The organism is Adhaeribacter swui (assembly GCF_014217805.1).
In the GTDB taxonomy this organism is placed as follows: domain Bacteria; phylum Bacteroidota; class Bacteroidia; order Cytophagales; family Hymenobacteraceae; genus Adhaeribacter; species Adhaeribacter swui.
In genome coordinates this window covers 2,389,886-2,403,381 of record NZ_CP055156.1, presented here as the reverse complement: position 1 = coordinate 2,403,381, position 13,496 = coordinate 2,389,886, and the positions used below count along the sequence as shown (strand labels likewise).

The window sequence follows — 13,496 nt, the reverse complement described above, 5'->3', positions numbered from 1 at the left end:
AAAGCACCAATAAACCCGGGTTAAGAATTAAAACACCAATGCAACCAAATACCAAAAAACAGGCTCTTTATTTCAAAACCAGGCTATAGCAACCTATCAGTTTCTGTTACAGTAATTAAGTTTTTGAGCCATACTTCTTAGCTCTTCTGTTTCATAAACTGAATAATAGTTATTGCTTTAAATAGCCTGGCAAAGCGTTACTACTTATTTTTTGTTTATGAAGAAAACCCTACTCCTGCTATTTACGCCCTTCCTTATTTTTGCTTGCAAAAAAGACGCAGATCTAAATCCGACTAAATCCCAACTGGTAGGAACCTGGGAACAAGAAAGATCTTATAGTTATAATTTTGACCAAACCCTGCTTCCGGGTAATGGCCAAATAATAATTATAGCGGCCGATGGCAGCTACGAGAGAAAACGCCACGACACCCTGGATTATAAAGGAACTTACACTTTAAAGGTTAAAAAAGATTGCTGCGAAAGAAAGAATACCCTCACCTTCTCCACATCCGAAAGCGCCTCCGGGTCTTATAATTACATCGAGCTGGAAAATGAAAAGCTTAAATTAAGTACGTCTTGTTGCTATCAGGATGGTGGCGCCGTCTATTACCGGAGAGTAAAGTAAATAAATTGCTTTAATAATGTATTTTCTTCCGGCAAAAAAGCCGTGTGACTTTAAAATGCACATGGCTTTTTTGTTGAAATAACCGCAGCAGCTACCCCCTATAAACTTATTAAACCAACAGAGATGTCTTCTCAAATTGCCTCTTCTTTGCTATATAAAAACGCCATATCCTAAACCCGAAGAACCATTTGAAAATTACTTGAAAAAGAAAATTTTAAAATTTCGGTAGTTTGTTAATCTTTCCTTTATGCGGGCATAATAATGCCTTAACATGGCAATTCTAGTTTTGCGCCAAAACTAATCCGCATGAAATACCTATTCTCTGTTTTATTTTTAAATTTTTTCGTTTTTTATCAAACGCTGGGCCAGGCGGCTAAACACGTAGTTATTATCAGCATTGATGGGTTCCGGCCGGAGTTTTACCAGGATAAATCCTGGGCGGCGCCTAACCTGCAACTAATGGCGGCCAATGGAGTGCAGGCCAACGGCGTACGCGGGGTTTTCCCGAGTGTTACTTACCCTTCGCATACCACCATTATTACCGGCGTTATGCCGCTGCAACACGGTATTTACTACAATTCGCCTTTTGAGCCCGACGGCGCTACCGGCCGCTGGTACTGGGAAGAAAATTTAATTAAAACCGAAACGTTATGGGATGCCGCGCGCAAAGCCGGTTTAAAAACGGCTTCGGTTTTCTGGCCCGTATCGGCGGGTGCACCCATCGATTATAACATTCCGGAAGTCTGGTCACTGGATAAAAACATGGATCGCGTAACACCCGTCCGGCAAGGGGCCTTCCCGAAAGGTTTGTTCGAAGAAATAGAACAAAACGCCACCGGTAAACTAGAGGTAAGAGATTTAAACAGCGATTACCTAATTGCCGACGAGAACGGCAGCCGCATGGCCGCTTACCTGATAGAAACCTACCAACCTAATTTACTTACCTTCCATGTGTTTACCGTAGACCACGCCGCGCACAGCGAAGGCCGCGACGGCGAGCACGTGCGCAAAGCGGTAGCCACCGCCGACCGGGCCGTGGGCAATATTCTGGAAGCGATTGAAAAAGCAGGCATTAAAGAAAGTACTGCGGTAATTGTTACCGGCGACCACGGTTTTGTGGATATTAAGCAAAGCTTTGCGCCCAACGTGCTGCTCGCTAAAAACGGATTAATCGGCAAAGAAAAAGGCGACTGGAAAGCTAAATTTCATACCTCGGGCGCCTCGGCGTTTTTACACCTGAAAAAGCCTAATGATAAGCAAACCATAGCCCAGGTAAAAAAACTGTTGGCCGCCTTACCCGAAGACCAGAAAAAGCTGTTCCGGGTAGTAGAGCGGGCCGAGCTGGATAAAATTGGCGCCGACCCGAATGCCGTCCTGGCTTTAGCGCCCGTGCCCAGCATTACCCTGAGCGCTACTACCGAAGGCGAAATACTCAAAGCGGCCAAAGGCGGCACGCACGGCTTTTTTCCGGATTTTAAAGAAATACAAACCGGCTTTGTGGGTTACGGTGCCGGCTTTACGCAAAAAAACACCGTTCCTTTAATGGGGCTGGAAGATATTGCCCCGTTGGTTTCCCGCCTCCTCGGAGTTCCCTCGCCCACCAGCAATCCTTCTAAATCCGGTGCCTTAGAAGCAGCCGTGAAGTAAGCATTTTTTAAAAATTTTATTGAAACGAGCCTACTCCGGAGAGTAGGCTCGTTTTTTTATAGAGCTACTTGAGGAACATCTCTGCTCTACATACCGATTTTTATACTGGATATGAGTTTTTGAAAGAGTTGAGAAGGCTTAAGAAGATACAAATTAAAATACTTAAACAAAGTTGCCGAGTTGATTGGTGGAAATTCACTATATCTTCTTTCAGACGCTTCCTCCTCTGAGACCACGAGCATGGCTATAAAACCTTCTAATATTTGGAATATAATAAATATTATTTTTTTTACAATCCACTATTATCAAAGCTTTTATAAACCTCTTGGGACTTTTTATAAATTTCATCTGCTTCCTCTACTTTATTTTGCTTGTAAAGAGCGTGACTTAAACCTCTATAGTTAGAATATAGACTTTTATAATTTCCTATATTTAGGTTAATTTCGATAGCATTAGTAAACATTTCTTGGGCTTTAGGAAATTCATCTTGATCCAAATATAAGTTACCCAAATTTCCGTAATCAGCTGCCATTCCTTCTTTATGCCCTAATTGTTCTTCAAGCGATAAACTTTTTTTGTACATCTCTTCCGCTGCCTTTATATCTCGTTTTTTGTAAAGAACCATCCCCAAAGTCCCGTATACTTGTGCTAATCCCTCAAGCTTACCTAGTTGCTTATTGTAATTTAGAGCATAATTAAGCAACTCCTCCGCTTTAGATAAATCATTATTTTCAATGTTAACCTTTGCTAAGTTGAAATAGTCAGTAGCCATGTCTTCAATGTTGCTAAGTAGTTGATTGATTTCCAAACTCCTAATAAACATTGCTTCAGCTTTAGGCAAATTACCTCTACTTAATGCAACATTTCCTAGACTGCCGTAGCTAGATGCTATTCCATCATTATTTCCTAGTTTTAGATCAAGATCAAGCGCTTTATTAAACATCTCCTCAGCTTTAGTCCACTTACCCCTAATTGCATAAACATTTCCTAGACTGCCGTAACAAGAAGCCATACCAATGAGATGATCATCTTTTATTTCAAGTTCTAAGCTTTTATTAAACATTTCTTCAGCTTTTTGCAAGTCACCTCTGATTAACTGAATGTTTCCCAAATGACCATAACTTGATGCCATACCATTGATATTTTGAATGGTTGTGTCCAGTTTTAGGCTTTTATAATACAATTTCTCAGCTTCATCTATTTGCCCTCTGATTTGTAAAATAATACCAAGGCTATTATAAACTATTGACAAACCATAAAGATTTTCAAGTTGTTCATATATTTTTAGACTTTTAACATAGACTTCTTCGGCCTTATCTATTTCACCTTGATCTTGAAACAGATGACCTAATTTTATTAACGTCAAGGCTTGATTAAGAGGGCTATTGAGTTCAAGAGAAATCTCAACTGCTTTTTCTACCATAGACATAGCCTGTTCTAAACGGCCAATTCTATTTAGAAAATCAGAATAATTAAGTAATTGAAATACTCCTGGTTGATTAACTGTAGCTTTAGAAAACTCAACTTCAGCTTGAACAATGTGCCCTTCATTAGCCAATCGCCAAGCATAATCTATTTTTTCTTTAACTTCAGAAGTTACTTCAATAAGCTCTTTAGAGGATAACTCTTTTGAATAAATGGTATCATAACCAGTTTTAGGATCCTTAATTGATGGGACATTTGGATCCACTTCTGAACTTTTTGTAAATCCCTCCAAATCTCTAAGCCATCTAGCCAAATATTTGCGAATTAATTTATTAAATTCAGTAAGAGTATTAAAAGAAGTATAAAGCAAGGGTTTTTCTGCTTCTAATTGTTTTCTAAACTTTAGTACTTTTTTTAATTCCGGACCAGGATCTATTAATTGATTTGAAGGAACTGCCTTAAATAAAACAGCTATGTCCTTCATTGGATAAGCTTCATTTTTTAAGCATTCCTTGGCTACTTCATATTCTTCTTCTGTGCCCGATGTCGCATTATACTCGTTTTCACCTGGGCTTGAACCCCAGCGGTCATGTAGTACCACTATTAAATAGTCACATTGTTTTAAATCTTTATTAATTATACTTTGTGGTCTACCCATACTACCAAGAGTATCTTCCCAACCGACTGCTTGAAATACTATTTTTCTATGTATAGCCTCAGTATGATTATAATCCTCGATAGTCAATTTAAAGCTTTTTCGTTCTTTGTTGAGTCCATTAGGAGAAGCAATAAATACTTTGATACAATTAAGAGTTATAGGCATAGACTAATATAAGCTTTTCTTCGAATAAGCTAAATACTTAGATAAATAATCGAGTTAAATCTGTATTTAAACATAGAAACAGAGTATTCGTTTTGTATATTATATTTGTTTGTCACCACTTTACTTTGTAGTGTTTAATAGAACTAATAAACTAGATTCCATTTTAAAATAATCTAATACTAGTTTCCAAAATATTACTACAACAAAAAAGCCTCGTAAATCTAAGATCTACGAGGCTTTTTTTGTACCCAGAGCCGGGGTCGAACCGGCACATCCGTGAAGATATTGGTGTTTGAGACCAACGCGTCTACCGATTCCGCCATCTGGGCATTTGGTAGCTTCCTTTCGCTAAAACGCCGGAGCGTTGTTTTACGATAGGGTTGCAAACTTAGATAATCTTTCGGGAATACGCAATAGCTATTTTTTTAAAAAAATATTTTTTATCGTTCCCGGGCTTTCTTGCTTAAGCCAGTTCGGTGCGAATAACCTAACGCGCGGCCAACCTTCCAACTTTTTAACTTTCCAACCTTTCAACTCAATTTAACCTGTAACTTGCAACCTGTAACCCACAACCAACAGCATGCGCCTTGTTCGTCACCCGGTTTTGTGTAATTATTATGTTACGTACCGCTGCAATGCCCGGTGTTCGTTCTGTGATATCTGGGAAAAGCCGTCGCCGTACATCAACCTCCGCGACGTAGAAAAGAACTTGCGCGATTTGCGGGAACTGGGCGTGCAGGTTATTGATTTTACCGGCGGCGAACCCTTGCTGCACCAGCAAATAGATCAGTTTTTAAGTTTGGCCCACAACCTGGGTTTTATAACTACCCTTACCACCAACTGTTTGCTGTACCCTAAATGGGCCGAGCGCCTGCGCGGTAAAGTAGACATGCTGCATTTTTCGCTGGATGCCGCCGTAAAAGTACGCCATGACCAGGGCCGCGGCGTGGCTTGCTACGATTTTGTGCTGGAATCCATTAAGCTAGCGAAAGATTTAGGCGAGCGGCCCGATATTTTGTTTACCGTTTTCAGCGAAAACCTGGACCAGGTAGAACCCGTGTACCACGACATTGCACTGCCCAACAACTTAATGCTGCTGCTTAATCCGGCTTTTACCTACAACGCCGTAGAAACCGGCCAACCTTTAACTTTACCGGAACTGGATTACCTCTCGGCTTTCGGCAAGCGCCGCAACGTGTATTTGAACGAAGGTTTTTTAAAATTACGGCGCGATGGCGGTAACCACACCGCCGCCCCGGTTTGCAAAGCCGCCAGCACTACTTTGGTTATTTCGCCGGAAAACGAGTTGGTATTGCCGTGCTACCATTTAGGCGAGAAGAAGTTTCGGATAGAAGAAAATTTAAAAAATCTGTACCAATCCACAGAAGTGCAACGGTTGGTAGCGCTGGAAGGCCGCCTACCGGCTTGCGAAGGCTGCACCATTAACTGCTACATGCAACCTAGCTTCGCCGTAGAATTAAACTCGTACTTCTGGAAAGCCTTACCCAGCACACTTAAGTACAACTGGCAAAAAGGCACCTGGAAGCGCTTATTGAAGCAGGCAGTGGCTTAAGCTAGTTTTATCGCCCTGTACAATTTCCGGGAAATTTAAAAAACTTAAAAATTAAAAACATCACAACTGGCGCGAGCGTCCATGCTCGTGTCTACTATCTGGTAGGCCTCTGGCCGGGCAAACGGAGACACATTTTTCTTAGAAGTAAACAGCCGGCAAGTTTCTACCGGCCAGAGGCCGGACGATCAGCATCACGAGCGTGGACGCTCGCGATATAGAAATTATAAAAATTAAAAATCAACCACCCCAACTCCTCCTTAGCCAAGGCGGGGAGCTTTTTTGTTCTTACCAAATATTAAATAGATTCTGCCGGAATCATTGCTTTACTTTCTCAAAGAACAAAGCTGTTACATTTTCGAAGGTATCTTTATGTAAGAACATGTTTTGCCTGAGCAACTGGTTTTTTCGGCTTTTGGCTGGAGTAAAGTCACAGACTTTACATTATAGGTAGGCCCAAGTTTGGATACTTGAGCCAGAAGGGGATAAGAAGTTTGTACCAGAAAACAAAAAGCCTGCGCCACTACAAATTTTAAATTGGTAACTAAAATGCAATTCAGCTGCTATGGGGTAATTAATCTAATACAGGCCAGCTCCCCTCCTTGGCTAAGGAGGGGTGGGGGTGGTTGGCTACTCCGGCCAGTTGCATTACCGATGGCAAGCGCTCTGTACTAATCCTCAGGATTATGTTATTGCTCTTTACTCAGCTTTTACCGGCTCAATCACCAACTCATATAATTGGGCGTAATCATATAATAACCGGGCAGTTATACCGGCATAATCTTTATCCACCAAGCCGCTAAAATCCAGTAAACCATCTTCCCCGCCCCCGCTGATAACATCCGCCAGAATAAAACCGGCTTCGTTTTTCAGGATAAGAATGTTCAGGTGAGCGGTCATGTCGGTTAAGAGCAAATTATCCTGAACCAGAATGGTCATATCGGCCCCGTGCTTTTCGTAATCAAATTTTCCTGCCCGGATTAAATAATCTACCAACTGATCTAAATTAGAATCATTTAGTTTAAGCTTTTTTACCGTCATGTTATTTACCTTTTATCTAATGCTTTTTTAAAATATCTTTATTTTAGCTTTGTATCTATCGCATGCGGTATTTGCCTCTATAATATTAACTCTTATTTAAAACGTAGCGCCCGATAAACTGTAAATAATCCGGTATGTATTCCACGTTATTAGCTTTGCATTCGCTGGTGCGGTGGCTGGTTTTAGCTAGTTTGCTGCTAGCTATTATTTACGCGTACCGGGGTTGGCTCCAAAACAAACCCTTTACCCGCACCGACAATACCATCCGGAACATTGCCACCAGTTTTGCGCATATTCAAATAACCATCGGGCTTATTTTGTATTACGTTAGTCCCATTACTACTTACTTTTTGCATTACTTTAAAGATGCGGTGCACCAGCGCGAAATCCGTTTTTTCGGCATGGAGCACAGCTCCGTCATGTTTATTTCCTTAGTTTTAATTACCATTGGTTCCGGCAAAGTAAAACGCTTAACCAACGATAAGGCAAAATTTAAAACCATGGCCATTTGGTTTACGATTGGCTTAGTGCTTATTCTCTCGTCCATCCCTTGGGCATTTTCGCCCCTGGTACACCGCCCTTATTTCAGAGCATTTTAACCATATTGTGATTGCCAGCACGGCACGCTCTTGATTTAAGTTTATCTGTTCGCCCGGCCGGAGGCCTCCCACATTTTAGACACGAGCGTAGACGCTCGCGCCAGCGTAAGCCAGCATCACTCACTTAACCGGCTTTGTTATTTAATTTAACTTAATCTATAAAAACAGGCACCAGTTTGGCTCAATAGAGCTTTCCGAATTCTGCAAATCTTTGGTTCCGACTCTGCGCAGCGGAATTCGCAGTTGAGCTAGAAAAGAAGGAAACGCAGAATAGCTTCATCTCCTCCCCTGTTCTTAGGGGAGGTGCCGCAGGCGGAGGGGTCAATCTTAATACTCAACCACTTAAATAAATTTCAAATAATTAAATTTTTAAAAATTCACTTATCCCCGAAATAAAAAAGGCCCGTTCTAAGAACGAGCCTTTTAGCCATCAATATTAGCTATTAATAACCTGGATTTTGCGTTAAAGTATTCTGGCCGTTTACCTTGCTGTTAAATATTTCCTGCAACGGAATCGGGAAGTACTCGTGTTTGCCCGGAATAAACTGTACGCCCGCCAGGTAAGACCGCTTCTTTGATTCGGTGGCGTAATAGTTGTTCAGGGTTTCGGCGGCAATTCCCCAGCGCACTAAATCAAACCGGCGGTGGCCTTCCATGCCGAACTCCAAACGTTCTTCAAACTGTACGGCTTTGCGGGCCAGCGCCTGATCCGTCCAGGGAGTGGTGTATTCACTGATCACGTAATTGGCAGCCGGAGTACCTGCGGTGGTTTTTACAAACCCATCGGGGTTAGCGGCACGGCGGCGGATTTGGTTTACGTAACCACGAGCCGCTTCCAGGTTATTTAATTCGGTTTCTACTTCGGCCAGCCACAACAAAACATGTGAATACCGGATGAGGCGGTAATTATTGGCATTTAAGCGGGGGTTACCAGCAAATGTATTGGTTCCCACGTCGGACCGGTACATTACGTGTTTTTTCGGCGAATACGGACCACCATAAGCCTGGTCGCGCACGTAGGTTTTACCAGGATGCACGCCCCAGTCCAGGAACGGAATGCCCCGGCGCCCCACGGTCCAGTCGAGGCGCGGATCTACGGTGCCGGTGTAAGGCGTAAAAGGCTGGGTAGCTTCAATGCCCTGGTCGTTGGTTACATCTTCGGCGTTAAAAGTGTCCAGGAGCGGTAAGCCATCGGCGCCGGTTTTAAAAGCGTTGACTAAGTTTTGCGACGGCTGAAAGAAACCGCAGCAGGTAGTAACCCCGCCCCCGCCGTACGGATAGTTTAAGGTAGAGCCAATATTGCCGTTTTCGCCGCCGGAGGCGCCATCGTTTACGGAGTATTGCACTTCAAAAATAGATTCGGCGTTGTTGTTGGTTACCGCCCTAAAATTATCGTGGTAGCGGTCTACTAACCGGAACTGGTTGCTGGCCACAATGGCTTCGAGCAAAGGCTTAGCTTCGGCAAACTTTTTCTGAAACAAATACGCTTTGGCCATGGTAGCGCCAGCGGCCCATTTACTGGCCCGGCCGGGTTGCGTTTGCTTCACCGGCAAATTCTCGTAAGCAAAAGTTAAATCGGCCATAATTTTGGGCCAGATATCCTCGGTGTTAGGCTTTTTGGTACTTTCCAGGTTGTTGGGGTCATAAATGGTTTCGTCGATGTAAGGTACCATATTAAACATCTTCTTCAGCTCAAAATGGTAGTGGCCGCGTAAGAACCGAGCCTCAGCAGTAATTTGTGTGCGTTCGGCATCGGTTATATCGGTAACTTTGGCTAAGGTTTGCAACACATCGTTAGTGCGGGCAATGCCATCGTACATGCCCCGCCACTTGCCCCGAAAATAAATATTATCCGAAGAAATATTGCCTTGCTCAATTAAGGAAATAGGCGGCTGGTCACCGGCTATGGTGCCTTTGTAAGCATCATCGGAGGCTACACTGCCATATACCCAGTTATCGGCCCCTACCTGGTAAGAACGGTAAGCCCCTTCGGGAGTGGCCCAGCCATCCAGCAAAGAATACGCGCCCACCAGCAAGGAATTAACGCCTTTATTGGTTTGCAGCGCATCTAAGGTTAGCGCGGCTTTTGGTTTTACGTCCAGGAAAGAATCGGAGCAGGAGCTTAAAATACTGAGTAAAACTCCGCTGCATATAATGATACTTTTTTTCATGGTCTATAATTGAAATTTTTAAAAATTTAAAATCTAGCGGCTACTAGAAACTCACATTTAAACCTACCAGGTACTGCTTGGCGATGGGGTAATTGCCGCCGTCCACGCCAATTTGCCGGTCGTTGCCAGAAGAATAATTCCGCAAGTTTACTTCGGGGTCCATGCCGGAGTATTTGGTGAACGTAAACACGTTTTGCCCTTGCACGTACACGCGCACCGAGCCTAAACCAATTTTAGAAACCAGCGGCGCGGGTAAATTATAAGTAAGCTGAATGTTTTTCATCCGGAAGTAAGAGCCGTCTTCGAGGTAATAAGTAGAAGGCAAAATACTTACCTGGTCACTGGAAGTTAACTGGGGCAGAACCGCATCGGTTTTGCCGGGCCGCCACGAATCGTAAAGCATGCGTTTGCTGCGGTTGCCGCCAAAAGTAGGAAAGTCGGTAAAGTATTTCACCATGTTAAAGATTTGGTTGCCTTGCACGCCCTGGCCAAAAATGCTTAAGCCAAAGTTTTTATAATTCACGTTCAGGTTAATGCCGTAGGTAAAATCGGGGTGCGGACTGCCAATTATGGATAAATCTTTTGAGTCGATTACGCCATCGCCGTTTACATCGCGGTAATGGAACCGGCCCGCCCGGTTTTGATTTACGCCCAGGTTATTTTTAGGAGCCGCTAAAGCTTCGTCGTCGCTCTGGAAAATACCGTCGATGGTATAACCAAAGAATGAAGAAATAGGATGGCCTTGCTGCGTTACCACAAAGTTCTGGATGCGTTCGTCGTTTAGGCCAAAGTACTGGGTATTGGGGTCGCCGGTAGTTTTAATTACTTCGTTGCGGTAGGTGCTTAAGTTACCCCCAATGCTATAAGTTAGTTTGCCGTCGGCAACTTGCCCGTTATAGGTTATAGCGGCATCTACCCCGCGGTTACGCATAGAGCCAATGTTCTGGAAAGGCGTCACTGCTACGCCCGATGTAAGCGGCGCCTGCACCGGAAACAGCATATCGGAAGTCAAGCGGGTATACCAATCAAAAGACGCATCAATTTTATCGTTTAATAAAGTTAAATCAATACCCACGTTGGTAGCCGTGGTGGTTTCCCATTTAGCGTTGGCATTCCCAAACTGCGTTAACTCATAACCCGGAATGGCCGACGTACGGGAGCCGTTTAAATCATAGAAAGACGTAATGGGATTAGTAGAATACTGCGTGATGGAATTGTAATTACCAATTTCCTGGTTACCGGTTTGACCCCAACCTACCCGCAGTTTGGCGCGGCTTAACCAGGCCCCCCAGCTTTCGGCAAAGTTTTCTTCCGAAAATACCCAACCAGCACTGGCCGCCGGGAAATAAGCCGTCCGGAAATTAGGCGCGAAACGCGAGGAGCGGTCGCGGCGAATAGTACCTTCGAGCAAATACTTATCGGCGAAAGCATAATTGGCTTTGGCAAACTCCGAAGCTAAAGCCCAGTTATAACCGCCGCCGTTGTTGGTTTGCACCCCGGTACCTCCGCTTAAATAACGGTTATCCAGGTCATCGGAGGCAAAGTTGGTGCGCGAGGCATCAAAAAATTCGTAATAATCTTTAATGGCTTCGGTACCAATTAAAAAGTTTAAGCGGTGGTTTTCGCCCAGAGTAGCATTATAAGCCAAGGTGTTAAACCAGGTCCAGGTCCATTCGTAGTTGTTGGTGGTTTGCAAACTGTTAGAACCACGGGCTTCGGCCGATTCGTAATCCCGGAAAGTATAGTTGCGGTAGTTATACAGGTTGTAATCTACCCCGAAGCTGGTCTTGGCCGTTAAATTTTTTAAAATATCTATTTCGGCGTATGCATTCCCGAACAAACGAATTTCTTTTTGGTGATTGTCTTTGTTGCGGAACAACATACTTACCGGGTTATTGGAGTTATCCAGGTCGGTGCCCCGCGTACCGGCAAAATTACCGGCTACGTCGTATACCGGGATAAGCGGCTGGATGCGGTAAGCAAAAGAAGTCGGGTTGTTCTCGAAGCCGTTAGAGCCGGGTTGCACCACGCGGTCGCCCACGGCTACCTGGAAGTTTTCGCCTACCCGGATGCGTTTGTTTACGTTAAACTCGGTATTGGCCCGCAAGGAATAACGTTTAAAGCCCGTGTGGATCATAATTCCTTCCTGGTTAAAATAATTCACCGACATAGCATAGCGGCCACTCTCGTTACCCCCCGACACACCTAACTGGTGGTTTTGGATGGGCGCCGGATCAAAAATTTCGTCCATCCAGTTGGTACCGGTTTTATTGGCTTTGGTAATCAGCCATTTGGTTTTGTTAAAATTAGGATCGTCGATGTTGTTGCTGTAGTTTACGTATTTGCCGCTGGCATCCTGGGCTACCCGTGGGTCGCCTTCCATGGCACCCGCCGGAAAGATATAATCCGGAATTACCGGATTGGCCCCGTTGCCAAACTGCGCGTGCACCGGGTTGCCGTTAGCGCCCACCGCGCCGGCATTGCGCCGCGATTCCCAGATTAATTGCGCGTATTCCTGGGTATTAAGTAAATCTAAAAATTTACCGGGGCGTTGGGTACCCACGTAGGTATCGTAAGTAAACACGGGTTTACCCGCCTTGCCTTTTTTGGTAGTTACAATAACCACCCCGTTACCGGCCCGCGAACCATAGATGGACGCCGCTGAGGCATCTTTTAAAATCTGCATCGATTCAATGTCGTTCAAATTCAGGGTATTTAAGTTACCCTTGGTAGGTACACCATCAATTACATAAAGTGGCGAGTTATCGTTGATGGTACCAAAACCCCGGATACGCACCATTACACCGCCACCGGGGCTGTTTTCGTTACCCACCGTTACGCCGGCCACTTTGCCTTGCATGGCCTGGCCTAAATTGGTAGAGGGAGTAGCTAATAATTGTTTGGCATCGATGGTGGCTACCGCACCGGTAATGTCTTTTTTGGATTGGGCGGTGTAGCCCGTAACTACTACTTCCTGTAAAGCCTTGGTATCGTCGGCCAGGGTAACGTTAATAGCTCCCGGCCCGGAGAAGGATTTTTCCTGGGTAGCAAAACCAATAAACGAAAACACCAAAGTACCCGGTGCTTCGGGCACAGATAAGGAGTAATTACCATTAGGGTCAGTTGTCGCCCCGGTAGTAGTTCCTTTTAATAGTACTGTAACACCGGGCAAAGGCTCTCCAGCGGCCGAAGAAACCCGGCCCGTAATAGACCAGGTAACCCATTTAGGCGTGGTAAAAGCCTTATTAATCGTAAAATTAATTTTGTAATTATTACAAGAAGTAGCCCCAGCCGGGTTGTTGCTACTTCCCATAAGGGCACCGACCAGGATTAAACCGCAAATCCGTCGTTGCCAATCGGGGGTAAAAGCTGTTTTCATATGGATGATTAAGGTTTAGAAAGGTATTCTAAAGCTAAGATAATTTTAATTACTTGTTGGCTATCAAGTGCTTAAAATTAAACAAATAGTAATTTTCATGTTTTTACCCGGATTTATTACATTTTTTACAGTAGCTAAACCGTTTTTTTAAAAAAGTTGTTCTTTAATGACTCTTTTACTGTTTTTAAGATGATAGCTGCCAGAAAAGAATGCGCA

Annotated in this window: 8 protein-coding genes and 1 tRNA gene; 4 read left to right on the top strand and 5 right to left on the bottom strand. The window is 44.0% G+C overall.

All coding sequences use genetic code 11. The annotated features are described in order from the left end of the window. Nucleotides 1-217 precede the first annotated feature (217 nt). Entirely contained in the window at nt 218-625 is a 408-nt protein-coding gene (locus HUW51_RS10470) for a hypothetical protein (protein ID WP_185273980.1), read from the top strand. Between the two features lie 306 nt (nt 626-931). Then, on the top strand, nt 932-2,272 hold the full coding sequence (locus HUW51_RS10465) for an alkaline phosphatase family protein (protein ID WP_185273979.1): 1,341 nt from the start codon (nt 932-934) through the stop codon (nt 2,270-2,272). 289 nt (nt 2,273-2,561) lie between these two features. On the opposite strand, the gene HUW51_RS10460 is transcribed toward HUW51_RS10465, so the two are convergent. Together HUW51_RS10460 and HUW51_RS10455 are read right to left on the bottom strand one after the other, a co-directional pair. Then, on the bottom strand, nt 2,562-4,520 hold the full coding sequence (locus HUW51_RS10460) for a tetratricopeptide repeat protein (protein WP_185273978.1): 1,959 nt from the start codon (nt 4,518-4,520) through the stop codon (nt 2,562-2,564). Nucleotides 4,521-4,765: 245 nt separating this feature from the next. Beyond that, nucleotides 4,766-4,849 (bottom strand) — tRNA-Leu (locus HUW51_RS10455). A 251-nt stretch (nt 4,850-5,100) separates the two neighbouring features. Here HUW51_RS10455 and HUW51_RS10450 point away from each other — a divergent pair. Continuing rightward, the gene (locus HUW51_RS10450; RefSeq protein WP_185273977.1) at nt 5,101-6,093 is read left to right on the top strand and encodes a radical SAM protein; all 993 of its coding nucleotides are present in this window, start codon (nt 5,101-5,103) and stop codon (nt 6,091-6,093) included. Between the two features lie 696 nt (nt 6,094-6,789). Here HUW51_RS10450 and HUW51_RS10445 read toward each other — a convergent pair. Continuing rightward, nucleotides 6,790-7,131 carry a hypothetical protein gene (locus HUW51_RS10445; protein ID WP_185273976.1) on the bottom strand — a complete coding sequence of 114 codons (342 nt, stop codon included), beginning with the start codon at nt 7,129-7,131 and terminating at the stop codon, nt 6,790-6,792. Between the two features lie 134 nt (nt 7,132-7,265). Here HUW51_RS10445 and HUW51_RS10440 point away from each other — a divergent pair, with 134 nt between their 5' ends. Beyond that, the gene (locus HUW51_RS10440) at nt 7,266-7,730 is read left to right on the top strand and encodes a hypothetical protein (RefSeq protein WP_185273975.1); all 465 of its coding nucleotides are present in this window, start codon (nt 7,266-7,268) and stop codon (nt 7,728-7,730) included. Between the two features lie 443 nt (nt 7,731-8,173). Here the strand turns inward: HUW51_RS10440 and HUW51_RS10435 are convergent, their stop codons facing one another. Both HUW51_RS10435 and HUW51_RS10430 read right to left on the bottom strand, forming a co-directional pair. Next, nucleotides 8,174-9,901, bottom strand: a complete 1,728-nt coding sequence (locus HUW51_RS10435; protein ID WP_185273974.1) for a RagB/SusD family nutrient uptake outer membrane protein — start codon at nt 9,899-9,901, stop codon at nt 8,174-8,176. Nucleotides 9,902-9,944: 43 nt separating this feature from the next. Beyond that, nucleotides 9,945-13,280, bottom strand: coding sequence for a SusC/RagA family TonB-linked outer membrane protein (locus HUW51_RS10430; RefSeq protein ID WP_228466995.1), 3,336 nt, complete (start codon nt 13,278-13,280; stop codon nt 9,945-9,947). Between the last annotated feature and the right edge of the window lie 216 nt (nt 13,281-13,496).